This is a genomic window from Methylobacterium sp. A54F (assembly GCF_053346035.1).
This window is the reverse complement of sequence record NZ_JBKFBF010000006.1, coordinates 164,236-188,041: the sequence shown is the minus strand read 5'-3', so window position 1 is coordinate 188,041 and position 23,806 is coordinate 164,236. Positions and strand designations below refer to the sequence as shown.

21 protein-coding genes are annotated in these 23,806 nt (G+C 72.1%); 7 read left to right on the top strand and 14 right to left on the bottom strand.

The features are described 5' to 3' along the window. Positions 1-531: 531 nt before the first annotated feature. The gene (locus tag ACLBXP_RS12070; RefSeq protein ID WP_447667902.1) at positions 532-846 is read right to left on the bottom strand and encodes a hypothetical protein; all 315 of its coding nucleotides are present in this window, start codon (positions 844-846) and stop codon (positions 532-534) included. A 175-nt stretch (positions 847-1,021) separates the two neighbouring features. On the opposite strand from ACLBXP_RS12070, the gene ACLBXP_RS12065 reads away from it, so the two are divergent. Continuing rightward, complete coding sequence (locus ACLBXP_RS12065) at positions 1,022-1,975, top strand: right-handed parallel beta-helix repeat-containing protein (RefSeq protein ID WP_447667901.1); 954 nt, start codon at positions 1,022-1,024, stop codon at positions 1,973-1,975. Between the two features lie 13 nt (positions 1,976-1,988). Here ACLBXP_RS12065 and ACLBXP_RS12060 read toward each other — a convergent pair whose 3' ends face one another. From ACLBXP_RS12060 to ACLBXP_RS12030, 7 genes are all read right to left on the bottom strand, one after another. Further along, positions 1,989-2,492, bottom strand: coding sequence for a CAP domain-containing protein (locus tag ACLBXP_RS12060; RefSeq protein ID WP_447667900.1), 504 nt, complete (start codon positions 2,490-2,492; stop codon positions 1,989-1,991). Positions 2,493-2,611: 119 nt separating this feature from the next. Further along, on the bottom strand, positions 2,612-3,688 hold the full coding sequence (locus tag ACLBXP_RS12055; RefSeq protein WP_447667899.1) for an HD-GYP domain-containing protein: 1,077 nt from the start codon (positions 3,686-3,688) through the stop codon (positions 2,612-2,614). A gap of 174 nt (positions 3,689-3,862) precedes the next feature. Then, the gene (gene fdhF, locus ACLBXP_RS12050) at positions 3,863-6,829 is read right to left on the bottom strand and encodes a formate dehydrogenase subunit alpha (protein ID WP_447667898.1); all 2,967 of its coding nucleotides are present in this window, start codon (positions 6,827-6,829) and stop codon (positions 3,863-3,865) included. A gap of 127 nt (positions 6,830-6,956) precedes the next feature. Further along, positions 6,957-8,675, bottom strand: coding sequence for an NAD(P)H-dependent oxidoreductase subunit E (locus ACLBXP_RS12045; protein ID WP_447667897.1), 1,719 nt, complete (start codon positions 8,673-8,675; stop codon positions 6,957-6,959). Positions 8,676-9,116: 441 nt separating this feature from the next. After that, positions 9,117-9,431 (bottom strand): hypothetical protein, encoded by a 315-nt coding sequence (locus ACLBXP_RS12040; RefSeq protein ID WP_447667896.1) that lies wholly within the window; start codon positions 9,429-9,431, stop codon positions 9,117-9,119. 129 nt (positions 9,432-9,560) lie between these two features. Continuing rightward, positions 9,561-9,713 (bottom strand): hypothetical protein, encoded by a 153-nt coding sequence (locus ACLBXP_RS12035; protein ID WP_447667895.1) that lies wholly within the window; start codon positions 9,711-9,713, stop codon positions 9,561-9,563. 201 nt (positions 9,714-9,914) lie between these two features. Next, positions 9,915-10,607 (bottom strand): GntR family transcriptional regulator, encoded by a 693-nt coding sequence (locus ACLBXP_RS12030; protein ID WP_447667894.1) that lies wholly within the window; start codon positions 10,605-10,607, stop codon positions 9,915-9,917. A 490-nt stretch (positions 10,608-11,097) separates the two neighbouring features. Here ACLBXP_RS12030 and oxlT point away from each other — a divergent pair, with 490 nt between their 5' ends. After that, positions 11,098-12,372, top strand: a complete 1,275-nt coding sequence (gene oxlT / locus ACLBXP_RS12025) for an oxalate/formate MFS antiporter (protein WP_447667893.1) — start codon at positions 11,098-11,100, stop codon at positions 12,370-12,372. 205 nt (positions 12,373-12,577) lie between these two features. Here oxlT and ACLBXP_RS12020 read toward each other — a convergent pair whose 3' ends face one another. Beyond that, a complete protein-coding gene (locus tag ACLBXP_RS12020; RefSeq protein WP_447667892.1) occupies positions 12,578-12,760 on the bottom strand; it encodes a hypothetical protein in 183 nt (60 codons plus the stop codon). 208 nt (positions 12,761-12,968) lie between these two features. Here ACLBXP_RS12020 and ACLBXP_RS12015 point away from each other — a divergent pair, with 208 nt between their 5' ends. Together ACLBXP_RS12015 and ACLBXP_RS12010 are read left to right on the top strand one after the other, a co-directional pair. Next, on the top strand, positions 12,969-14,159 hold the full coding sequence (locus tag ACLBXP_RS12015) for an efflux RND transporter periplasmic adaptor subunit (RefSeq protein WP_447667891.1): 1,191 nt from the start codon (positions 12,969-12,971) through the stop codon (positions 14,157-14,159). A gap of 11 nt (positions 14,160-14,170) precedes the next feature. Then, positions 14,171-17,314 carry an efflux RND transporter permease subunit gene (locus ACLBXP_RS12010; RefSeq protein WP_447667890.1) on the top strand — a complete coding sequence of 1,048 codons (3,144 nt, stop codon included), beginning with the start codon at positions 14,171-14,173 and terminating at the stop codon, positions 17,312-17,314. Positions 17,315-17,417: 103 nt separating this feature from the next. Here the strand turns inward: ACLBXP_RS12010 and mdcG are convergent, their stop codons facing one another. The 5 genes from mdcG to mdcA are packed head-to-tail and all read right to left on the bottom strand — an operon-like array spanning position 17,418 to position 21,656. After that, on the bottom strand, positions 17,418-18,077 hold the full coding sequence (gene mdcG, locus ACLBXP_RS12005) for a malonate decarboxylase holo-[acyl-carrier-protein] synthase (protein WP_447667889.1): 660 nt from the start codon (positions 18,075-18,077) through the stop codon (positions 17,418-17,420). After that, positions 18,061-18,789 (bottom strand): biotin-independent malonate decarboxylase subunit gamma, encoded by a 729-nt coding sequence (mdcE, locus tag ACLBXP_RS12000; protein ID WP_447667888.1) that lies wholly within the window; start codon positions 18,787-18,789, stop codon positions 18,061-18,063. Before mdcE ends, mdcG begins: the two co-directional genes overlap by 17 nt. Then, positions 18,776-19,690 carry a biotin-independent malonate decarboxylase subunit beta gene (locus ACLBXP_RS11995; protein WP_447667887.1) on the bottom strand — a complete coding sequence of 305 codons (915 nt, stop codon included), beginning with the start codon at positions 19,688-19,690 and terminating at the stop codon, positions 18,776-18,778. Before ACLBXP_RS11995 ends, mdcE begins: the two co-directional genes overlap by 14 nt. A gap of 2 nt (positions 19,691-19,692) precedes the next feature. After that, positions 19,693-20,001, bottom strand: a complete 309-nt coding sequence (mdcC, locus tag ACLBXP_RS11990; RefSeq protein ID WP_447667886.1) for a malonate decarboxylase acyl carrier protein — start codon at positions 19,999-20,001, stop codon at positions 19,693-19,695. Positions 20,002-20,009: 8 nt separating this feature from the next. Further along, positions 20,010-21,656, bottom strand: a complete 1,647-nt coding sequence (mdcA, locus tag ACLBXP_RS11985; RefSeq protein WP_447667885.1) for a malonate decarboxylase subunit alpha — start codon at positions 21,654-21,656, stop codon at positions 20,010-20,012. 210 nt (positions 21,657-21,866) lie between these two features. On the opposite strand from mdcA, the gene madL reads away from it, so the two are divergent. From madL to ACLBXP_RS11970, 3 genes are read left to right on the top strand one after another with little or no spacing between them, the layout of a single operon-like run. Beyond that, positions 21,867-22,295, top strand: a complete 429-nt coding sequence (madL, locus tag ACLBXP_RS11980; RefSeq protein WP_447667884.1) for a malonate transporter subunit MadL — start codon at positions 21,867-21,869, stop codon at positions 22,293-22,295. A gap of 18 nt (positions 22,296-22,313) precedes the next feature. Beyond that, positions 22,314-23,078 carry a malonate transporter subunit MadM gene (madM, locus tag ACLBXP_RS11975; protein ID WP_447667883.1) on the top strand — a complete coding sequence of 255 codons (765 nt, stop codon included), beginning with the start codon at positions 22,314-22,316 and terminating at the stop codon, positions 23,076-23,078. A 56-nt stretch (positions 23,079-23,134) separates the two neighbouring features. Next, entirely contained in the window at positions 23,135-23,806 is a 672-nt protein-coding gene (locus ACLBXP_RS11970) for a GntR family transcriptional regulator (RefSeq protein ID WP_447667882.1), read from the top strand.

The following is a 23,806-nucleotide window of genomic DNA, read 5'->3' as shown; positions in this document are numbered from 1 at the left end:
CCCGCGACCCGGTGCGGATCGGCCGCGGGTCCAGGCGGCGAACCCGCGATGCCCGTAGGGGCTTTCCCATCGGCGCGGCGCCCGCCGCGAGCGGAGGCGGCCATGGAAGGCGGACTGCTCTGGCTCGGCATCATCGGGGCCATCCTGGCCCTCTCGGCGCTGGCGCTCGGCATCGCCGTGCTCGGCCGGCGCCGGCGCGGCTTGTGACATCGGACCGCCGCGGTGCCTGCTGGACCGGGTCGATCGAACGGCTGCCGGGAGCATGGAATCTCCCGGCGCGACCTTATTCTGAGGCGTGCAGCGAACTGGGCGCCCGAAGGAGGGTTCCGGGGCTTTCGGAGACTTTCGGAGGGCTCCTTCGAGGCCCCCTGCGGGGGCACCTCAGGATGAGGTGAGAGGGTGGGAGAAGCCCGGTGCTGACCTGCTTCCCACCCTCCACCTCATCCTGAGGTGCGCAGCGAAGCGAAGCCTCGAAGGAGGCCGCCAGGGACCGCGAAGGCTCCTGGCGGGCGGCCCCGGTCCAGCCGGCCCTCAGGCCATCCCGGCGCCGTCGCGGCCCTCGACGACCTCGAGGGCGCGCACCACCGCGAGGCCGGTGACCTGCGCGTCGACCTCGCCCGCCGGGGTCTCGGGGAAGACCGCCACGGCTTCCACCTCGCGGCCGGCGAGGACGCCGACCACGACTTTCAGCGCCGGACCCTCCGGGCCCGCCTCGTCGCGGATCAGGGCGACGATGTGCCCGGCGGCGTCGCCGAAGACGCGCAGCAGGCTATGGCCCTCCTCGGGCGCTTCCGGCATCGGCGGCCGGACGCGGCTTCCGAAATCCGGGCGAAGGATGTTGCTCATCCGGCGAGTATAGACGAGCCGCCGCCGGCCGCACGGCGGCGGCGGGGCCCGCGGGAGACGAGCGGCCGAGGATGTCATATCTCTCCGGCGCCCATGTCCCTCCCGCGCCAATGTCTCTCCGGCGCCCATGCGGGCGGAGCGCGGCCGGCCGGAGCCCGAGCGAGCGATGATGGATATGCCGCCTGCCCTCATCGCACCCGCCGTCGCCGAGGCCTGCCCGGCCGCGATGCGCGCGCGCCTGCTCAGCGCCCCAGGCCCCGGGGACGACGCGGTGCGGCTCACCTGCTCGGTGACCCTCGGGCCGGGGGACCAGGTGCGCCGCCGGGTGATCCTGGAGGGGCGCGAGGCCTCGGGCGTCACCCTCGACTGCAACGGTGCCACCATCGGGCAGGCGGACCCGCCGCCGGCCTTCGCGGCCTTCGCGATCGAGGTGCGCTCGGCGCCCGCCGCCGACGGCAGCGCCCGCTGGGAGCGGCCGGAGGACGTGACGATCCGCGGCTGCACCATCCTGGGCCACGTCCGGGTCTGGGGCATGGGCCAGAGCGGGCAGGGGGCCGCCGTGCGGGCGTCCTCGCACAGCCTCGGCCACACCGAGCGCGCGCAGGCCGCCGCGCCCGCCCGGGTGAGCCTCCTCTCGTCGCGGATCACGGCGCTCGGCTACACCCCCGTCTACCTTGCGCCGGGCGTCACGGGCTTCACCCTCGCCGACAGCACGCTCACCGGGCGCGCGGCCTCGGTGGCGGTCTACCTCGATGCGGAGAGCGCCGGGAACGCGATCCTGCGCAACCGCTTCGACATCGAGACCGGGCGCGAGGTGATCGCGGTCGACGGCTCGGCCCGCAACCGGATCGCCGACAACGCCTTCACGCTGCACGGCGAGGGCGCGATCCGCCTCTACCGCAATTGCGGGGAGGGCGGCACGGTGCGCCACCAGACGCCCTCGTCCAACACGATCCGCGGCAACGTCTTCCGGCAGGCGGGCTTCCTGGCGCCCGAGCCCGTGGTGGTGAACTCGCGGGGCGGCTGGCGGCTCTATTGCGGGGCCGATGCGGGCTACCCGTTCGGCAGCAGCCTCGACAACGGCGACAACGGCGTCGGCAACGTGATCGAGGACAACCGCACCGAGTGAGACTCGGCCCGGCTCAGCTTCCCATCACCAGCGCCCAGAAGCGCTTGTAGCGGGTGCCCGGCGCGTCGACGCGGGCGATGCCCATCCGCTTGATCTGCGGGATCAGCATGTTGCGGTTGTGTTCCGGCGAGGCCTTCCAGCGCGCGAGCACCTGCTCGAAGGTCTCGGAGCCGGCGCTCAGGTTCTCGGACGCGAAGGCGCGGCCGAGGCCGGCGGAGGCCATGCGCGACGCGAAGGTGCCGCCGAGCTCGTGGCTGAGGCGGCCCACGCGGGCGTTGCTGCCGGCCTGGTGGGCGGCGGCGAGAACGAGCCCGGGATCGATCGTCACCGGCCCGAGCCCGTGCTGCGCCCGGTAGCGGGAGATCGCGGCCGCCGCGGCCTGCTCGTCGAGGATGACGATCGCGGTCGGCTGGTCCGCCTCGGTCAGGAGGGTCGGGCCGCCGCAGCCGGCAAGGCCGAGGGCGAGGAGCAGGCAGGCGGCGCCGAGGCGCAGGGGAGAGGCGGGACGGGACGGCACGGGCGGGCTCGCACGGGGACGGAAGGGCCCGGCTCTCCGGGCCCGATGCGGCGAAAGCTGGGCGCGCGGGGCTGCCCGCGGCCGGGGCCGCCCGGGTGTGGCCCCGGGGCCGCAGCCCCTCAGGCCCAGCCCGGCGCCACCTCGCACCGGGCGACGACGGGCGCGAAGGCGAGGAGCAGCGCCCGGTCGAGCTGGCCGCGCATCGCCGACATGGCGGTCACCGCCTCGGTGCCCCGCAGGGGCGCCCGGTAGATCCGGCGCTCGGTGAGCGCGGAGTAGATGTCGCAGATCGTGACCATCCGGACGAGGTCCGGCACGGATTGTCCCGCGAGGCCGTCCGGGTAGCCGGTGCCGTCGAGCTTCTCGTGGTGGTGGCGGACCACCGCGACCACGTCCGGCTCGAAGCCGCCCTGCGCCACGAGGAGGTCCGCGCCGATCGCGGCGTGGCTCTCCATCAGCGTCCGCTGCTCCGCCGTGAGGGGGCCGGGCTTGTTCAGGATCGCCGCCGGGATGCGGGCCTTGCCGATGTCGTGCAGCAGCGCCGCGCGGGTCAGCCGGCGCAGGCTCGATTCGGGCAGCCCGATCTCGGCCCCGAAGGCCGCGGCGTAGCCGGCGACGCTGAGCGTGTGCTGGTAGACCCCGGCGTCGTGCTGCCAGACGATCGCGAGCCAGGCGGAGATGCCCGCCTCCGAGACCGCGTCGAGCACCGTCTCGGTGCCCCGCTCGACCGCGCCGGCGCCGATCGCGCCGTCCTGCCCCGCATGGGTGAACAGGTCCGCGACGAGGCCCGTCGCGGCCTCGCTGCGCATGGCGAGGCGCCGCGCCCGCAGGGCCCGGCGGCCCTCGGTGCGGTCGATCGCCTCCAGGATGCAGGCCAGGACGGTCTCGACCGGGGTTGCGGCCGGGATCTCCTTGTCGAGGTCCGAGTCGGGCGGGGCGATGCGGGCGGGCAGGCTGGCCTGGCGCAGGAGGTGGAGGCAGAACACGCCGGCCGCGCGCAGGCGCCCGGCCTGTGCGGCCGCGGCCTCGGCATGCTCGGAACCGCAGGCGAACACGGCGAGCAGCGGCCGCTCGGCCGGCAGCGCGTCCGTGGGCGCGAGGATCCGGCAGGGCAGCGCGCGGCCGACGCTGCGCAGGAGCGGCCCGGCCTCGGCGGGCCGGTCGGTGATCAGGAGGATGAAGCCGTCATGCTTCATGGGGCGGGTCCGGCACCGTGCGGCCCCGCCGCGCGACGCGGCGGGCACGGTAAAAGATCTCTTGAGACTACCCGCCAAGCGTGAGTCAATTCTTTCCGCAACGGCCTCCCGGGTGCGGAAAACTGATGTCGGCAGACGAGGCCGGGCGCCGCCGCGCCCGGCCGCCGGGGAGACCTACTCCGCCGCGATCTGCGGCCGCTCCAGCACCGACGCGACCCGGGCCGCGCAGAACTTGAACTCCGGGATCTTGCCCATCGGGTCGAGGGCCGGGTTCGTCAGGAGGTTCGCGGCGGCCTCGGCGTAGCAGAACGGCATGAAGATCATGCCGACCGGCACGTCGCGGTCCGAGCGCACCTTCACGTTCACGGCGCCGCGGCGGGTCTCGAGCCGCATGGTGTCGCCGGGCGCGAGGCCGAGGCGGTGCAGCTCCCGCGGGGCCATGAAGGCCACCGCCTCGGGCTCAAGGGCGTCGAGGACGCCGGCGCGGCGGGTCATCGAGCCCGTATGCCAGTGCTCCAGCACCCGGCCGGTGGACAGCACCATCGGGAACTCGGTGTCGGGCACCTCGTCCGGGGGCACGATATTGGCTGGCACGATCTTGGCCCGGCCGCTCTCGGTCGGGAAGCCCGCGTAGAAGATGATCTCGTGGCCGGGCTCGTCCGGCGCGTCCACCGGGTAGGTGACCGCGCCCTCCCGCTCCAGGCGCTCCCAGGTGATGTTGTTGAGCGAGGGCATCACCCGCGCCATCTCGTTGAAGATGTCGGCCGGCCCCTTGTAGGTCCAGGACAGGCCGAGGCGGTTCGCCATCTCCTGCAGGATCCACCAGTCCTGGCGCGCGTCGCCGGGCGGCGGCACCACCGGCCGGGCGATCTGCACGCGCCGATCGGTGTTGGTGAAGCTGCCGGCCTTCTCGGCGAAGGCGGAGGCCGGGAGCACCACGTCGGCGTGGAAGGCGGTCTCCGTCAGGAAGAGGTCCTGCACCACGAGGTGGTCGAGCATCGCCAGCGCGTGGCGGGCGTGGTTGAGGTCGGGGTCCGACATGGCGGGGTTCTCCCCCTCCACGAACATGCCGCGGATCTCGCCCGCGTGGATCGCGCGCATGATCTCGACCACGGTGAGGCCGGGCTTCGGGTCGAGGGCCTGGCCCCAGAACTCCTCGAACAGCTCCCGCACGGCGGGCTTCGCCACCGACTGATAGTCCGGGTAGACCATCGGGATCAGGCCGGCGTCGGAGGCGCCCTGCACGTTGTTCTGGCCGCGCAGGGGGTGCAGCCCGGTGCCGGGCCGGCCGATCTGGCCGGTGACGAGCGCGAGCGCGATCAGGCAGCGGGAATTGTCCGTGCCGTGGACGTGCTGGCTGACGCCCATGCCCCAGAAGATGATCGAGGACTTCGCCCGCGCGTAGAGACGCGCCACCTCGCGCAGGGTCTCGGCGTCGATGCCGCAGACGGGGGCCATCTTCTCCGGCGTGAACTCCTGGATGCGCGCCTTCAGGGCCTCGAAGTTCTCGGTGTAGCCGGCGATGTACTGGTCGTCGGTGAGCCCCTCCGTCACGATGACGTTGAGCATGGCGTTCAGCATCGCCACGTCCGAGCCCGGCTTGAAGGCAAGGTGCCGGTGGGCGTGGCGCGACAGGACCTGGCGCCGCGGATCCATGATGATCAGCTTGGCGCCGCGCTCCTTGACGGCGTTCTTCAGGAAGGTCGCGGCGACCGGGTGGTTCACGGTCGGGTTCGCGCCGATCACCACGATCACCTCGGCGTCGAGGGCCGCCGAGAACGGAGCCGTGACGGCGCCCGAGTTCAGGCCCTCCATCAGCGCCGCCACCGACGAGGCGTGGCAGAGCCGGGTGCAGTGGTCGACGTTGTTCGAGCCGAAGCCGAGGCGCACGAGCTTCTGGAAGAGGTAGGCCTCCTCGTTCGAGCCCTTGGCCGAGCCGAAGCCGGCGAGCGCCGTGCGGCCGTGAGTGTCGCGCACCGTCCGCAGGCCGCCGGCCGCCCGGTCGAGGGCCTCCTCCCAGGTCGCCTCGCGGAAATGCGTCCAGGGGTTGGCCGGATCGACCTGGTCGTTCGCGTCCTTGGCCACGCCGTCGAGGCGGACCAGGGGCTTCGTCAGGCGATGGGGGTGGTGGATGTAGTCGAAGCCGAAGCGGCCCTTCACGCAGAGGCGGTTGTGGTTCGCCGGGCCGTCGCGCCCTTCCGCGTAGACGATCCGCTCGTCCTTCACCTTGTAGGTGACCTGGCAGCCGACGCCGCAATAGGGGCAGAGGGAGTGCACCTCCCGGTCGGGATAGACTGTGCGGGTCTGGTTCGCGTCGAGGTAGGCGGAGGGCATCAGGGCGCCGGTCGGGCAGGCCTGCACGCACTCGCCGCAGGCCACGCAGGTCGACTGCCCCATCGGGTCATCGAAGTCGAACACCGGCTTCGCCCCGGCCGAGCGGTAGGCCATGCCGATGACGTCGTTGACCTGAACCTCGCGGCAGGCGCGGACGCAGAGGTTGCACTGGATGCAGGCGTCGAGGTTGACGCTCATCGCCGGGTGGCTGACGTCCGGCGCCCAGCGCTCCGCGGCCGGGAAGCGGCTCTGCGTCACGCCGGCGTGGTCGGCCTGGTGCCAGAAGTGCGAGTCGGGATCGTGCGAGGTCTCCCGGGCCGGCTGGTCGGCCACGAGGAGTTCCAGCACCATCGCGCGGGCCTTGACGGCCCGGTCGCTCTGCGACTTCACCTTCATGCCGACCGCCGGCACGCGCTTGCAGGAGGCGGCGAGCACCCGCTCGCCCTCGATCTCCACCATGCAGGCGCGGCAGTTGCCGTCGGGCCGGTAGCCGGGCTCGGGCTTGTGGCAGAGGTGGGGGATGTGGTTGCCGAGGCGCTGGGCGACCGACCAGATCGTCTCGCCGGGGCGCGCCTCGATGGTCTCGCCGTCGAGCTCGAACACCACGCCCGGGATGCCCGCCGGGATGTTCTTGAGGCCGAGGGTGCCGCTCGCCACGGGGCCGGCCTGGCCGCCGGCCTTGGCCCCTTGCGTGTAGGAGCCGCCCTGCGCGGTCGCGCCGGGGCCGCCGGCGCTCTGCGGGCCCTGGGGCGCCGTCGCCTTGGCGTCGGTGCCGGCCGGGTTGCTGTTCTGCGTGCCGCTACTCATCGGGTTCCGCTCCCGCTCCGCGCCCCTCCGGGGGTCGACAGAGCTCTGAGGTCCTGGTCCCCGGGTCTCGTTCCCCGGGGTCGTGGGCGGCCGCCCCGCGGGCGGCCTCCTCCGTATCGTGCGGGCGCTATTCCGCCGCCATCGGGCGCGGGGTCGGGAACAGGTCCGGGAAGTAGGTGATCACGCTGGTCAGCGGATTCGAGGCCGCCTGGCCGAGGCCGCAGATCGAGGCGTCCCGCATGCACTGGGACAGGGCGCCGAGGAGCTCGGTGTCCCAGACCCCGTTCTCCATCAGCACCCGGGCCTTCTGGGTTCCGGAGCGGCAGGGCGTGCACTGCCCGCAGGACTCGTCCTCGAAGAAGCGCATCAGGTTGAGCGCCGCCCCGCGCACGTCGTCGCGCTCCGACAGGATGACGACGGCGGCCGAGCCGATGAAGCAGCCGTACTTCTCCAGCGTTCCGAAATCGAGCGGGATGTCCCCCATGCCCGCCGGCAGGATGCCCCCCGAAGCGCCGCCCGGCAGGTAGGCCGCGAAGGTCTCGCCCTCGCTCATGCCGCCGCAATACTCGTCGATCAGCTCGCGCACGGTGATGCCGGCCGGCGCGAGCTTGACGCCGGGCTCCCGCACCCGGCCCGAGACCGAGTAGGAGCGCAGGCCCACCCGGCCGTTGCGGCCGTGGCCCTTCCACCACTCCGCGCCCCGCTCCAGGAGGTCGCGCACCCAGAACAGGGTCTCGACGTTATTGATCAGCGTCGGGCGCCCGAACAGGCCGACCTGGAACGGGAAGGGCGGCTTGTGGCGCGGCAGGCCGCGCTTGCCCTCGATGGATTCGATCAGCGACGATTCCTCGCCGCAGATATAGGCGCCGGCCCCCCGCCGCAGGTGGAGACGCGGGCCGCCGGGGGGCAACTTGGCGATCTCGCGGGCCAGGATCTCGCGGGCGATCGGGTACTCGTCGCGGATGTAGAGGTAGACGTCGGCGGCCTCGACCACGTGGGCGCCGATCAGCGTGCCTTCGAGGAAGCGGTGCGGGTCGCTGTTGAGGTAGAGCTGGTCCTTGAACGTGCCGGGCTCGCCCTCGTCGCCGTTCACCGCCATCAGGCGGGGCCCGGGCTCGCCCCGGACGGAGCGCCACTTGCGCCCCGTGGGGAAGCCCGCACCCCCGAGGCCGCGCAGGCCGCCGTCGTCGAGCACGGCGAGCACGTCGTCCACCGAGAGGGCCCCCGAGCGCAGGCGCTCCAGGGTCGCGTAGCCGCCGCCCGCCCGATAGGCGTCGTAGTCGATGTAGTCCGGCAGATGCGGGTGGTTGTCGCCGGCCGAGGCGGCGGCCTTCACGGCCGCGACGTCGGTGCGGTGCAGGAAGTTGTGCCCGACCTCGGCCACCGGCGCGTGGTCGCACAGGCCCATGCAGGGCGCGCGCACGACCCGGATGCCGGGCCCGAGCTCCGCCTGAAGGTCGGACAGGAGCGCCTCCGCGCCGAACATCGCGCAGGTGATGCTGTCGCAGACCCGGACGGTGAGGGCCGGGACGTCCTCCTCGCCCTCCCGCACCACGTCGAAATGGGCGTAGAACGTCGCGGTCTCAAAGACCTCAGCGAAGGCGAGGCCCATCTCGTCCGCGAGCGCCCCGAGATGGGCGGCGCTGATCTGCCCGTAGCTGTCCTGGATCCGGTGCAGGTGCTCGATCAGCAGGTCGCGCTGCCGCGGGGTGTCACCGAGCAGATCCGCGATCTCGACCTTGGCCTGCGGATCGACCTGGCGTCCCTTCGGCACGGGCCGGGCCCGCTCGCGGCCTCGGCCGGGATGGTCGAAGCGCTGGACGCGGGAAATATCGTGCTGGCTCATCCGGCTACTCTAGATCCTGGCATACAGAATACAAGAAGGTAGCACCGCTGCCCGGCTGAGGATCTCACGCTGGGGCGGGCGGCGTCCGGGCTGCCAAGGTAAGTCACGGGCAGATCCGGGCGCAGTCCGTTCCAGGGCGGCCATAGCACGGGGCCGAACGTCGGAGAAGTTCTCAAGAATAGGGGGCCACCTGCACCCTGTTCGTATCTCGCGACAAGGCACGAAGCCTGTCCGTTTCAGGACAGGCAGAGTTTCCTTTTGCAGTGCAAAAGATTTATCAACGATCTGCCGCGCCAGAGCTTTCCTGCTCGCCAGTGCATAGGTTCGGCCGCGGTGCGGCAAACGCCGCAACGGCGGAGAACGACTTTGCAGGATCTTGCATCCTGCGAACGCTGCATATGGGGGTAGCAGGCGTCGGCCTGGGTCGACGCGGCACGGCGGCTATTGGCCGCCGAAGGACCGGAGGGGGCGCCCCGCCTCGGAGCGATGGGCCATCCGCACGGAGCGGTCCTGGGCGGAGACGAGGCGCGGGCCGGCGACGGCCTCCAGCGAGACCTCGAAGGCGTCGAGCGCCTCGTTCACCCGGGCAATGGCCGGTTCATCGAGGGTCGCACCGTCGCCGAGAGCGAGGTCGGCGACCGCGTGGCGGACGCGGTCCACCAGTTCGGGTGTGAGGGGCGGCTTGGTCTCGGCCGCGTAGGCTCGCGCGATCTCGGCGTCCCACGCACCGCCCGGATCCGTCCCCACACCGCTCATCGACCAACCTCGCGAACCGCTCTCGCCCGGAAAGGTCGGGCGTCGGGGCGCGAGGACAAGCTTCGAGGGGTTAAAAAGTGCGAACGCCTCCGCGGCGGGCGCGGCGGGCGCGGCGGCGCTGCCGACCGATCAGGCGGCGCGGGCGTGACGCTCGTCCCCGCCGAAGGTGCGGGATCCCGTCGGGACGCCGACATCGTCGCTCATGCGGTCGGCGAGCTTCACGACGAAGAGGGCGTGCAGGCTGGCGAGGGCGACGAAGAGGGCGAGCAGGGTGCTGAGCATGGTCGGCTCCAGGGCGATGTTGCGATGCGGTAGATCGCATGTTGCCCTGCACGTTGGTATACCAAACACCACACGTCCGGCATGCCGCGCGTGCATGGGTACGCGCCGGCATCAGGCGATGCGGACGGGTCGGCCGTCGAGATGGTATCGATCAGGGTGCTGCGGTCGCGGCGCGCCGTGAGCCCACGAACGCGGGGGACGTCAGTCGAGGTAGTCGCCGTAGGTGTTGACGTGGAGCGCGAGGCCGAGGCCGTGCTCGCGCACGAGGCGCTCGGCGAGGTCGGCCTCGCGGGCCTCGAGGGCCTTGATGATCGCCACGTGCTCCTTGATCGACTTCTCCGAGCGGTCGCCCTGGCGCAGAGCCGTGTTGCGGATGCCGCGGACGTGCATCAGCAGGTTGCTGGACAGCCCCTCGATGACGCTGCACTGCCCGAGCGAGATGATCTTCTGGTGGAAGCGGATGTTGGCGTCCGAGTACTCGTCGATGTGCTCGGACGGGCGGCCCTCGTAGAATTCCGGGAACGCCTCGCGCAGGGACAGGAGCTGCGAATCCGTCGCCCGCTCGCAGGCGAGGCGGGCGGCCATGCTCTCCAGCGCCGCCCAGGCGTGGATCATGCCCACGATCTCCTGCTTCGTCTTCTTGATGACGAACACGCCCCGTCGCGCCTCGGAGCGCACGAAGCCCTCCTGCTCCAGCACGGTCAGCGCCTCGCGCACCGGCGTGCGGCTGACGCCGAGGTCGAGGGACAGCTTGCGCTCGTCGAGCCGCACCTCGTCCGGGCGGCCGTAGATGTCCATGTTGGTGATGGCGGACTTGAGCGCCTCGTAGGCGAGGGTGCGAAGGCTCGAACTGGCGACGATCGGCCTGATGCTGAACTGCTCGCTCTTCGTCATGCCCACACCCACACCTCGCGACGGCCGCCGGCGGCGCGCCGCCCGGCCGCACGTTCGCCCCGCCGAGGGACATCCGGCATCGTTCGCGACCGGCGCGTTACATTTCGGGCAATCTGGTATGCCACGCCAGCGATGTCAAATCGTTGGCGGGACAACGTGCGGGCAACGCCGACATTGCATTGCGAAGATATTTTGCAGTGCAACCAGCGTTGTTCTCCGACGACCGCGCGTATTAAACCCTTGCGATCCTGCTCGCTCTGGTTGTCGTAGGGCCGGAGCCGCGGTGCGCCGCGAATATTCTGCACTTTGGTGCTTCGGCGATTGACAGGGCGGCCCCGGTCGGCAAAAAATCGTCACTGGTATACCGTCGACCTTATGCAGTCGCCGCTCGAACCCCGGAAGGTTCGAGCCCGCGGGTCGCGTAGAACGGAGCCGCAGCCGACGAAGAAGCGGCGTCCTTTCCAAGGAACAAAGATCAGGAGAAACGCTCATGTCTGAAACCCGGGATGGGGTACGGGGCAGCCGCTGGCTGCAGCTCGTATTCGGCATTGTCTGCATGTGCATGATCGCCAACATGCAGTACGGATGGACCTTCTTCGTCAATCCGATGCAGGAGCGGCACGGCTGGGACCGCGCCGCGATTCAGGTCGCCTTCACGCTCTTCGTCGTCACCGAGACCTGGCTGGTGCCCGTCGAGGGCTGGTTCGTCGACAAGTACGGCCCGCGCATCGTCACGCTGTTCGGCGGCGCGCTCTGCGCGATCGCCTGGGTGATGAACTCCTACGCGACCTCGCTCACCATGCTCTACGTCGCCGCCGCGATCGGCGGCACCGGGGCGGGCGCCGTCTACGGCACCTGCGTGGGCAACTCGCTGAAGTGGTTCCCCGATCGCCGCGGGCTCGCCGCCGGCCTCACCGCCATGGGCTTCGGAGCGGGCTCGGCCCTCACCGTCGTGCCGATCCAGGCGATGATCAAGTCGCAGGGCTACGAGGCGGCCTTCTTCTGGTTCGGCATCGGCCAGGGCCTCGTGGTGATGCTGATCGCCCTGTTCCTGGTCTCGCCGCGCAAGGGCGACGTGCCGGAGGTCGCCCGCGTCAGCCAGAGCCGGCGCGACTACACGCCCGGCGAGATGGTGCGCACGCCGATCTTCTGGGTGATGTACGCGATGTTCGTGATGATGGCGGCCGGCGGCCTGATGGCGACCGCCCAGCTCGGCCCCATCGCCAAGGACTTCAAGATCGCGGACGTGCCGGTCTCGCTGCTCGGCATCACCCTGCCGGCGCTCACCTTCGCGGCGACGCTCGACCGGGTGCTCAACGGCGTCACGCGGCCGTTCTTCGGCTGGGTCTCGGACCATATCGGCCGCGAGAACACGATGTTCCTGTCCTTCGGCATCGAGGGGCTCGGCATCTACGCGCTCAGCGTGTTCGGGCAGGACCCGATCGCCTTCGTGCTGCTCACCGGCCTCGTGTTCTTCGCCTGGGGTGAGATCTACTCGCTGTTCCCCGCGACCTGCGGCGACACCTTCGGGTCGAAGTACGCGGCGACGAATGCCGGGCTCCTCTACACCGCCAAGGGCACCGCGGCCCTGATCGTGCCCTACACCAGCATCCTGACCACGATGACGGGCAACTGGCACGCGGTGTTCCTGGCGGCGGCGGCCCTCAACATCATCGCGGCGCTGATGGCGATCTTCGTCCTCAAGCCGATGCGCGCCGCCTACACCAAGCCGCCGGCGGTCCTCACCCCGGTCCCCGCGCAGTAGGGGCGCAGGCCCGGCGTCGCAGGGGGCGGCGCCGGGCCGGATGTCAGGTTTTTCCTGACTGCCCGGATTCCCGCGAATCACGCAGTTTGGACCTCGAACTACCCCCCTAGTTCGTTCCAATGCACTTAAGCCCCGCAAGCCCGAAAGGGCGTGCGGGGCTCTTCCGTTGGGGCCTCGCGCCGCGCGCCGGGCGGCCCCGAAATCCTCAGGAGATCAGGTCGAGCTTCGACAGCTCCATGCCGGCGTCCCGGATGGCGGCCGGCAGGGCCGCGAAGTCCCGGTAGCCGGCCTCGCGCGCCATGGCGTCGAGCGCCGTGGTCTTGTCATCGGCCGCGCCCGTCCACAAAATAGCGCCGCTGGTCTTCTGTCGAACCTGAAAGATGCTCATCGTACCGTCCTTCGGCCGCCCCGCCCCAATTGACGATGGTTAACGATTGAATAACGCTTCCCCTGCACCGTGGTTGCAGGGTCGGGCAGGCTTTGCCGTGGGGCCTGGGGCACCGGACGGGAGCGCCATGAATTCGCCGGCCTGCCCCCTGAAAGCAGTCCCGCGCCGTCGCGAGGCCGCGCCCCGCCTTACAACCTCCTTCGGTGCCATGGCCCGCCTTCGCTGCCTTCTCGTCCTGCTCCCGCTCCTCGCCGCGTCGCCCGCGCGCGCCCTGGAGCAGGCCGCCGTGCCCGATGCCGGGGTCCTGGCGCCCGCCGTCACGGCGGTGCCCGCGCGGGTGCGCGAGGTCGTGGAGCGCGCGGTCGTCACCGGCACGCTGGTGCCCCGCGACGAGATCCTGGTCTCCCCCGAGATCGAGGGCTACCGCATCACCGACCTCCTGGTGGAGGAGGGCGACCGGGTCGCGAAAGGTCAGGTCCTCGCCAGGCTCTCGCGGGAGATGATCGAGACCCAGGAGGCGGCCAACGCCGCCGCGATCGCCCGCGCCGAGGCCGCGATCGTCCAGGCCCGCAGCCAGATCGTCCAGGCGGATGCCGCGCAGGTGGAGGCCCGGCAGGCGCTGGAGCGCGCCCAGTCCCTGGTGCGCACCGGCAACGCCACCGCCGTGACCCTGGAGCAGCGGGTCGCGACCGCCCTCGGGGCCGAGGGCAAGCAGGCCGCCGCCCGCGGCGGCCTCCAGTCGGCGGAGGCCGACCTCGCTACCGCCCGGGCGCAGGCCGCCGAGATCGCCCTGCGGCGCGCCCGCGCCGAGATCCGCGCGCCGGAGGCCGGCATTGTCAACCGCCGCACCGCCCGCGTCGGCGCCACCGCGACGGCGGTCGGCGAGCCGCTGTTCCGCCTGATCGCCCGCGGCGAGATCGAGCTGGAGGGCGAGGTCCCCGAGACCTCCCTGCCGCGCCTGACGGTCGGCGCCCCGGCCGAGCTCGAGCTGGACGACGGGCGCCGGCTCGCGGGCCGGGTCCGCCGGGTCTATCCGGAGGTCGACCGGGCTACCCGCCTCGGCAAGGTCCGGGTCGCGCTCACCGAGGATGCGAGCCTGCGCATCGGCGCCTTCGCGCGCGGCACCGTCGAGCTCGCCCGCCGCAGGGGCGTCACGGTCCCGGTCTCGACCCTGCTGTTCGGGGCCGATGGCGGCGCGAGCCTTCTCGTCGTGAAGGACGGCCGCGTCGAGGCCCGCCGCGTCGAGACGGGGCTCTCGGCCGGCGGCGTCACGGAGATCCGCCGCGGCGTGGCGGATGGGGAGACGGTGGTGCTGCGCGCCGGCAGCTTCCTGCGGGACGGCGACCGGGTCCGCGCGGTGGCGCCGGAGGGCCTCGCGCCCCTGGCCGAGGCGCGCTGAGGAGACGAGTGATGCGCCTCAACGTCTCCGCCTGGGCGATCCGCAAGCCGCTGCCCTCGATCGTGCTGTTCCTCGTGCTGGTGGTGCTCGGCCTCGTCAGCTTCCGCAGCCTGCCGATCACCCGCTTTCCCAACATCGACATCCCGATCGTCTCGGTGACGATCACCCAGTCCGGTGCCGCGCCGGCCGAGCTGCAGACCCAGGTGACGAAGTGGGTCGAGGATTCCGTAGCAGGCGTGAAGGGGGTCAAGCACATCCTCTCGACCATCACCGAGGGCAGCTCGACCACGACGATCGAGTTCCGCCTGGAGGTGAACCAGGACCGCGCCGTCAACGACGTGAAGGACGCGATCTCGAAGATCCGCATGAACCTGCCGCGGACGATCGAGGAGCCGATCATCAGCCGCGTCGAGATCGCGGGCCTGCCGATCATGATCTACGGCGCCTCCGCGCCGGCGATGACGCCCGAGGACCTGTCCTGGTTGGTGGACGACGTGGTGGCGCGCCAGATCCAGGGCGTGCGCGGCGTCGGCGGTGTCGAGCGCCTCGGCGGCGTCGCCCGCGAGGTGCGGGTCACCCTCAAGCCTGACCGGCTCCTCGCCCTCGGCATCACGGCGGCGGACGTCAACCGGCAGCTGCGGCTCACCTCCGCCGACATGGCGGGCGGGCGCGGCGAGGTCGGCGGCCAGGAGCAGTCGATCCGCGCGCTCGCGGCCTCGGCGAGCCTCGAAACGCTCGCCGCCACCTCGATCGTGGTGCCGGGCAACCGCAAGGTCCGCCTCGACGAGCTCGCCACCCTGGTCGACGGCGCCGAGGAGCCACGCACCTTCGCGCGCTTCAACGGCGAGCCGGTGGTCGCCTTCGCGATCTCGCGGGCGACCGGGGCGAGCGACGCGGAGGTCTCCACCGGCGTCGCCGCCAAGATCGCGGACCTCGCCCGGAGCAATCCGGGCGTGCGCTTCGATCTGATCGACACCTCGGTGACGAACACCGTCGGCAACTACCACTCGGCCATGATGGGCCTCATCGAGGGCGCGGTGCTCGCCGTCGTCGTGGTGCTGCTGTTCCTGCGCGACTGGCGCGCGACCCTGATCGCGGCCGTCGCCCTGCCGCTCTCGGTGCTGCCGACCTTCTGGGTGATGAGCGCGCTCGGCTTCTCGCTCAACGCCGTGAGCCTCCTCGCCATCACGCTGGTGACCGGCATCCTGGTGGACGACGCCATCGTGGAGATCGAGAACATCGTGCGCCACATGCGGATGGGGAAGTCGCCCTACCGCGCCGCGCTCGAAGCCGCCGACGAGATCGGGCTCGCGGTCATCGCCATCACGGCGACCATCATCGCGATCTTCGCGCCCGTCTCCTTCATGGGCGGCATCGCGGGCCAGTACTTCAAGCAGTTCGGCCTCACCATCGCGGCGGCCGTGTTCATGTCGCTGCTCGTGGCCCGCCTGATCACGCCGCTGCTGGCCGCCTACTTCCTGCGCGACCACGGGCCCGACGAGACCCGCGAGGGTCCCGTGATGCGCGGCTACACGCGCCTCGTCGCCTGGTCGGTGCGGCACAAGTACCTGACGCTGATCGCCGGTCTCGGGTGCTTCGCGGCCTCCATCGCCTCGACGGGCCTGCTGCCGGCGGGCTTCCTGCCGGCGGAGGACGCGGCCCGCACGCTGTTCGTGGTGGAGCTGCCGCCGGGCGCCCGCCTCGCCGAGACGACGCGGGTCGCCGACAAGCTCGTGGATCGGATCCGCGCGCTGCCCGAGGTGCGCAGCGTCTTCGTGGACGGCGGCCGCCAACTGCCGGGCAAGAAGGAGGTGCGGCTCGCGAGCCTCACCATCAACCTGACCCCGAAGAACGAGCGCCACCGGACCCAGAAGGAGATCGACGTCGCGGTGGGCGAGATCCTGCGCGAGGAGCCGGACATCCGCTTCTGGGCCCTGCGCGAGGGCGGCCAACGCGACCTCGCCCTCATCATCGCGGGCCCCGACAAGGCGGTGGTGGCCGACGTCGCCGCTCGCCTCCAGCGCGAGGCCGCGGGGGTGCCCCACCTCGTCAACGTCATCTCGACGGCGCCCCTCGACCGCACCGAGATCCGCATCCGGCCGAGGCCCGGTGTGGCGGCCGACCTCGGCGTCTCGACGGACCTGATCGCCGAGACCGTGAGGGTCGGCACCATCGGCGACATCGGCGCCAACCTAGCCAAGTTCAACGCGAAGGACCGGCAGGTCCCGATCCGCGTGCAGCTCCCCGAGCGGCTGCGCGGCGACCTCGCGGCCCTCGCCTCCCTCAAGGTGCCCGTGAAGGGCGGCGCCGCGGTGCCGCTCTCCACGGTGGCCGAGATCAGCCTCGGCCAGGGCCCCACCGCAATCGACCGCTACGACCGCGCCGTGCGCGTCGCCATCGAGGCCGACATGCAGGGCTCCGACGCGCTCGGCTCCCTGATCCAGAGCGTGATGGAGCTTCCGGCCGCTCGGAACCTGCCGCCGGGCGTGACCATCAGCCAGACCGGCGACGCCGAGGTCATGGGCGAGGTCTTCGGCGGCTTCGCGATGGCCATGGGCGCCGGCATCATGATGGTGTTCGGCGTGCTGATCCTGCTGTTCGGCAGCTTTTTCCAGCCCGTCACCATCCTGTTCTCGCTGCCGCTCTCCATCGGTGGCGCGATCCTCGGGCTGCTGATCCTGCACAAGCCGATCTCGATGCCGGTCGTCATCGGCATCCTGATGCTGATGGGCGTGGTGACCAAGAACGCGATCATGCTGGTCGACTTCGCGGTGGAGGAGATGGCCCGCGGCGTCGACCGTGCCACCGCGATCATCGACGCCGGGCGCAAGCGCGCGCGGCCGATCGTGATGACGACGATCGCCATGGCCGCCGGCATGGTGCCCTCCGCCATGGCGCTCGGCATCGGCGGCGAGTTCCGCGCGCCCATGGCCATCGCGGTGATCGGCGGCCTCATCGTCTCGACCGGCCTCTCGCTCGTCTTCGTGCCGGCCTTCTTCGTGCTGATGGACGACCTCTCCCGCCTCACCGCCCGCCTGTTCGGACGCTTCGTCGGCGAGCGGGACGACCCGCTGGACGATCCCGGCTTCGAGGATCCCGGCCACGCGGCGAACGATGGCCGGGTGGTGCGCCTGCCGCGGGCGGCGGCCGAGTAGGCTCGTCGCACGAGGGGGCCGTTCCACCGGGCATCCGTCCCCGTGGGTCCCGGCGCGGGTCGCCCTCCCCGGCAGGGGAGAGGGGCGGTCGCCGAGGCGGATCTCAGCCGGCCCGCACCCGCTCCACCGCCACGAGGTCCAGCCGGTCGAGGCGCTTCGCCAGCACCGTGTCGCCGGGGGCGGCCCCGTGCAGCTCCCGCCAGTTGATGCCGCTGCCGTCGGGCAGGAGCACCTCGCCGTCGAGGCGCATCGGGGCCGCGGCGTCCTGGGCCGCCAGCGCGTCCAGGAAGGCGCGCGGCACGGGTCCGTCCCAGCACCAGAGGAGGTCGAGGTCCGAGGTCTCGGCGAGGTAGGAAAGCCCGGTCGCCGCCTGCCAGAGCAGGCCGCCGAAGACCGCGGGCTCGGCGCCGTGCGCGCGCCCGAGGCCCACGAGGGCGTCGATCGTGTCGTGCCAAGTCGCGGGGGCGGCAGCCCGCGCCTCCGCGAGGGCGAGCGGCGGGCGGGCCGTCGCGGCATTCGACGGCAGGGCGAGGCCGATGCGGCGCTTGCCGAGGGCCGGCGGCAGCGGCAGGCCGATCGGCAGGTGATCCGCCGCCTCGCCGGGATGGCGGCGCCGCACGATCACCGGCCAGCCGCGCGCTGCCCAGTCGGGGAGGTGGGGCACGCCGGCGAGGTCGGGGCGCGCGGCGAGCGCCGCGGCCCATGCGCCGGGCTCGACCGTCAGGAGGTCGTGGCGGTCCGGCGCCTCAGGCGCCGGCGGCACGCGCCACCCGCTCGGCGATGTCCTGCGCGACCGGGCGGCCGCCCCGCGCCCGGCCGGCGGCGTCCCGCGCGTCCGCCTCCGGCAGGTCGGCGAGCAGCGTGAGGATCTGCCCCGGCAGCGGCTGCCCGGGGTCCAACACCGCCTGCACGGCGCCGGTCTGCACCATGTTGTCGAGGCCCGGCGCGAAGACCGGCGTGTCCTTCGCCATGGCCTCCAGCGTCTCGAGGGGCAGCTTGGTGACGCGGGCGACGGAGGGCAGGTCCATCACGCTCGGGTTGGCGCCCGGCAGACCGACGAGGATCCGCGTCGCGAGCGCCGTCGCGATGAAGGCGCCGGCCGCCGAGTGGCCGTAGATCAGCCCGAGGGTCGGGTGGCCGCTCGCATCGGCGAGCCGCAGGGCCTTGGCGAGGTGGGCGAGGTACTCGTTGAGGCCGAGGAGCTCGTCCCGCCGGCTCATGCGCTGGCTGTCGGAATCGACGAGCACCAGGATCGGCGTCGCGCCGCCCGCCCGGATCACCGCGAGCACGGCCCGCGCGAGGCGGCAGGCTCCGTCGACCCCGAGGGCGGTGTTGCCCGCGACCCCGATCACCGCGACGCGCGCCTCACCCAGCGGCGCGTGCCCCACCACGAGCCCGTCCGCCACCGTCACGGCGTGCCCGTCCGGGAAGAGGCGGCCGAGCAGCGCCTCGATGTCGACGCTAGCGTGCGCCATGGCTCAAGCCTCCGAGGCCGGCAAGGAGGCTCTCGAACGCCTCCGTGGTCAGGGACGGCACAGCGTCCGGATCGTTGACGCCGAGGCGACCCCAGATCTCGGTTCCGTCGCGGCAATCGCCGAAGCGGGCGAGGCGCTCCTCCAGCCGCGCCTGCTCGGCTTCGAGCGTCGCGAGGTCGAAGGCGGGCGCGGCGGCGATCAGCTCCAGGGCTGCCGCCCGGAAGGCGGCCGGGGTGTCGTCCGCGTAGGCGTCGGCGCCCCCGAGGAGACGGCGGTGCTTGCCCCCCATGGTGCGCCAGACGAGCGCCCGGTCGCGGGAATCGAATTCCTCGACGCCCTTGTTGGTCTCGATCACCTCCGGGCCCGAGACCGAGATGCGCCCGCCCTCCGAGACCGCGAGGCCCGAGCAGGTGCCGGCGATGAGGCCGCCGCCGCCGTAGGCGCCGGCCCGGCCGCCGACGAGGCCGACCACCGGCACCCCGGCGGCGCGGCAGTCGCAGATCGCCCGCATCACCTCCGCGATGGCGGTCTCGCCCGCATTCGCCTCCTGCAGGCGCACGCCGCCGGTGTCGAACAGGATCAGCACGGTGGCGGGCCGCACCTTCAGGGCCGCGCGCAGGAGCCCGACGAGCTTCGCCCCGTGCACCTCGCCGAAGGCGCCCCCCATGAAGCGGCCCTCCTGGGCGGCGGCGAGGACCGGCTGCCCGTCGAGGCTTCCCCTCCCGACGACGATGCCGTCGTCGAAGGCCCGCGGCAGGTCGAACAGCGGCAGGTGCGGGCTCATCGCCCGCTCCTGCGGCCCGAGGAACTCGGCGAAGCTGCCGGGGTCGAGCAGCGCGTCGAGGCGGGCGCGGGCGCTCGCCTCGTACCAGCTCATGGCCTCGGCCTGGGGGGCGCTCATCCTCAGCTCTCCATCAGCCTGGCGCCCTGGAGCAGGCGCAGTGCGACGGTGTCGGGGCGGGCGCCGCCGTCGTTGATGCTGATGCGCAGGCCGCCGGGCTGGGCGCGGCCCACGAAGTCGGCCACCACCGCCTCCCAGACGTCGCCGTAGCCGTTGATCGGCGTGGCGATCTCCACCGTGCAGGTGTCGGGGGGCAGCACGCGCTCCAGGAGCACCTCGAGGTTGCCGGAGGCCACGACGCCGGTGATCGCCTGGGACTTGCCGCCTTTCAGGGGCGCGGCCGTGGCGTGGCGGAAGGTGTACGTCTCCATGCGTGGCCTCACCAGTTCCGGAACTTCGCGGGCGGGTCGTAGAGGCCGCCCGACCAGTGCACGAGGTCCTTGATCGACTTCGCCGCGAGGAGCGACCGGTCGGCGTCGAGGGGCTCGATCCCGAGATCCTCCGGGCGGCGGATGATGCCCCGCGCGCGCAGCCGCTCGACCATGGCGCGGTCGCGCCCCCGGCCGACCTCGGTGTAGCCCGCGACCCCCCGGATCGCCTGCTCGCGCTCGTCGGCCGTCCGGCAGAGCAGCAGGTTGGCGATGCCCTCCTCGGTGACGATGTGGGTGACGTCGTCGGCGTAGACCATCACGGGGGCGAGCTCGAGCCCGATCCTGCGGGCGAGCTCCAGCGCGTCGAGACGCTCCACGAAGGTCGGCACCAGCTTGTCGCCGAAGGTCTCGACGAGCTGCACCACGAGCTTGCGCCCGCGCATCAGCATCGGGTCCCCAGCCTCCAGCGCCTCGTGCCCCGCCTTCATCCAGGTGTCGGAGGGGTGGCGCCGCCCGTGCGGGTCCGAGCCCATGTTCGGCGCGCCGCCGAAGCCCGCGACGCGGCCCTGCGTGACCGTGGAGGAGTGCCCCGACAGGTCGATCTGCAGCGTCGAGCCGATGAACAGGTCGCAGGCGTAGAGGCCCGCCGTCTGGCAGAACGCGCGGTTCGAGCGCAGGCTGCCGTCGGCGCCCGTGAAGAAGATGTCCGGCCGCTCGCGGATGTAGCGGTCCATGCCCACTTCCGAGCCGAAGCAGTGGACCTGTTTCACGAAGCCGGACTCGATCGCCGGGATCAGGGTCGGGTGCGGGTTGAGCGCCCAGTGGGTGGCGATCGTCCCGCGAAGCCCGAGACGCTCCGCGTAGGTCGGCAGGATCAGCTCGATCGCCGCCGTGCCGAAGCCGATGCCGTGGTTCAGGCGCCGGATGCCGTACTCGGCGTAGATGCCCTTGATGGCCATCATGGCCATCAGGATCTGCGTCTCCGTCACCGCCGCGGGGTCGCGGGTGAACAGGGGCTCCACGTAGAACGGCCTGTCGGCCGCGACCACGAAGTCGATGCGGTCGCCCGGGATGTCGACGCGGGGCACGCGCTCGACCACCTCGTTCACCTGCGCCACCACCACGCCGTTCTTGAAGGCGGTGGCCTCCACGACCGTCGGCGTGTCCTCGGTGTTGGGGCCCGTGTAGAGGTTGCCCTCCCGGTCCGCCGAGACCCCCGCGATCAGCGCCACGTTCGGCGTCAGGTCCACGAAGTAGCGGGCGAACAGCTCCAGGTAGGTGTGCACCGCCCCGAGCTGGATCTGGCCGCCGTAGAGCATCCGGGCGATGCGCGCGCCCTGCGGGCCCGAATACGAGTAGTCGAGCCGCTTCGCGATGCCCTGCTCGAAGATGTCGAGGTGCTCGGGCAGCACGATGCCGGACTGCACCATGTGCAGGTCGTGGACGCGGTCCGGATCGCACTGGCTGAGTGCCCGGGCCAGCGTGTCGGCCTGCTTCTGGTTGTCGCCTTCGAGGCAGACGCGGTCGCCGGGGCGCAGCACCGCCTCCAGGAGATCGACGGCGCGGGCGGCCGGCACCACCTTGCCGTCGGCGAGCGCCCGGCCCGCCTCGATCCGCGCGTCGCGCGCCGCCCGCTCCCTGCGCCAGTCCGCCATCCGGTCCTCCCGGCCCGTGCGTATGCGGGGCCCTGGGTCTCGGCCGGCTTCATTATGCGAAGCCGCCGATCGATCACATCCTTGTATCCCGAATTGCTAGTCAGTCAATACTCTGTATACTGAAGGCAATCACCGGCCCGTGACCGGATACCCAAGGAAACGCCCGATGCGCCTCGCATATCCCTGGCCCCTCCGCGGGAGGGCGCGGCCATGATCGTCTTCGGCGTCGCGCTGCTGGCGGCCTGCACCCTCGTCGGCGTGTTCCTGGGCGACCTCCTCGGCGTCGCCCTGGGCGTGAAGGCCAACGTCGGCGGCGTCGGCATCGCCATGATCCTGCTCATCGCGATCCGCGTCTGGCTCGTGCGGCAGGACCGGCTGGGGAAGGGCCTGCGCCTCGGGGTCGAGTTCTGGGCCGGCATGTACATCCCCATCGTCGTCGCGATGGCGGCCCAGCAGAACGTGGTGGCGGCCCTGAGCGGCGGGCCCATCGTGGTCATCGCCGCGGTCGTCTCCGTCCTGGTCTGCTTCGCGGCGGTCGCGGTCCTCGGCCGGATCGGCCGGCGGGATCCGGGCAGCGCGTCGGTGGAGGCGGGCGGCGCGGTGATCGAGGGCGACGCGGCTCGGCCGCGCGAGGGCTGAGGGAGGGGGTCGAGCGCCATGCTGCACATGATCGAGCACGTCTTCGTCGAGCAGAGCCTCGTCGCCGCCTTCGCGGTGGTGGGCGCCCTCATGCTCGTCTCGAACCTCGTCGCCCGCCGCCTCACGGGCGGGCGGGTCCACGGCTCGGCCATCGCCATCGTGCTGGGCCTCGTGCTGGCCTACGTGGGCGGCCGCATCACGGGGGGCACCAAGGGCCTCGCCGACATCCCGGCGCTCGGCGGCATCGGCCTGATGGGCGGCGCGATGCTGCGCGACTTCGCCATCGTCGCCACCGCCTTCGAGGTCGACGTGGTGGAGGCGCGCCGCGCGGGCCTCCTCGGCGTCGTGGCCCTCGCCCTCGGCACGGTGCTGCCCTTCGTGGTCGGCGGCCTGACGGCGGTGGCCTTCGGCTACCACGACGCGGTCTCGATCACGACGATCGGGGCCGGGGCGGTCACCTACATCGTCGGGCCGGTCACCGGAGCGGCGCTGGGGGCGGATTCCACCGTGATGGCGCTCTCGATCGCCACGGGCGTCACCAAGGCGGTGATCGTGATGGTCGGCACGCCCCTCGTCGCCCGGCTCATCGGCCTCGACAACCCGCGCTCCGCCATGGCCTTCGGGGGCCTGATGGGCACGGTGAGCGGCGTCGCCGGGGGCCTGGCCGCGACGGACCCGAAGCTCGTGCCCTACGGCGCGCTGACGGCGACCTTCCACACCGGAATCGGCTGCCTCGTCGGCCCGTCGCTGTTCTTCCTGATCGTGCGGGCCATGGTGGGATGAAGGGCCCGGGCACGCACGTTGCCCTTCGGACGGTCGAGCGGGAACCAGGGGCTCCGATGGACGTGCAACTCGCCGAGGGCCGCAGCCTCCTCTCGGACCAGATCCGCAACGCGCTGACCGACGAGATCGCCGCCGGGACGCTCGCGGCCGGCACCGCCCTCGACGAGCAGGACCTCGCCGACCGCTTCGGCGCCTCGCGAACCCCTGTGCGGGAGGCGCTGCGCCAGCTCGCCTTCAACGGCCTCGTCGAGGCCCGCCCCCGCCGCGGCATGGTCGTCACGCGCATGACGCCCGAGCGGATCATGGACATGTTCGAGACGACCGCCGAGTTCGAGGCTTTGTGCGTGCGGCTGGCCGCCTACCGGATGACCCCGCTGGAGCTGAGCGGCCTGATGGCCCTGCACGAGAGCTCCGGCCCGATGGTCGAGGCGGCCGACTACGACGCCTATGACGGGCTCAACCGCGCTTTCCACGAGGCGCTCTACGCGGGCACGCACAACGGCTTCATGGCCGAGCAGGCGCTGGCGCTGCGGTCCCGCCTCTCGGCCTTCCGCCGCACGCAGCTCCGGCAGGGCGAGCGCATCCGCCGCTCGCGAGCCGAGCACGGCGAGATCCTCGCGGCCATCGCGGAGGGCGACGGCGAGGCCGCGGCCCGCCGGATGCGGGCCCACATGCTCAACGCCGCCAGCGCCCTCGGGCGCTACATCGCGGATCATGCCGGCCCATAG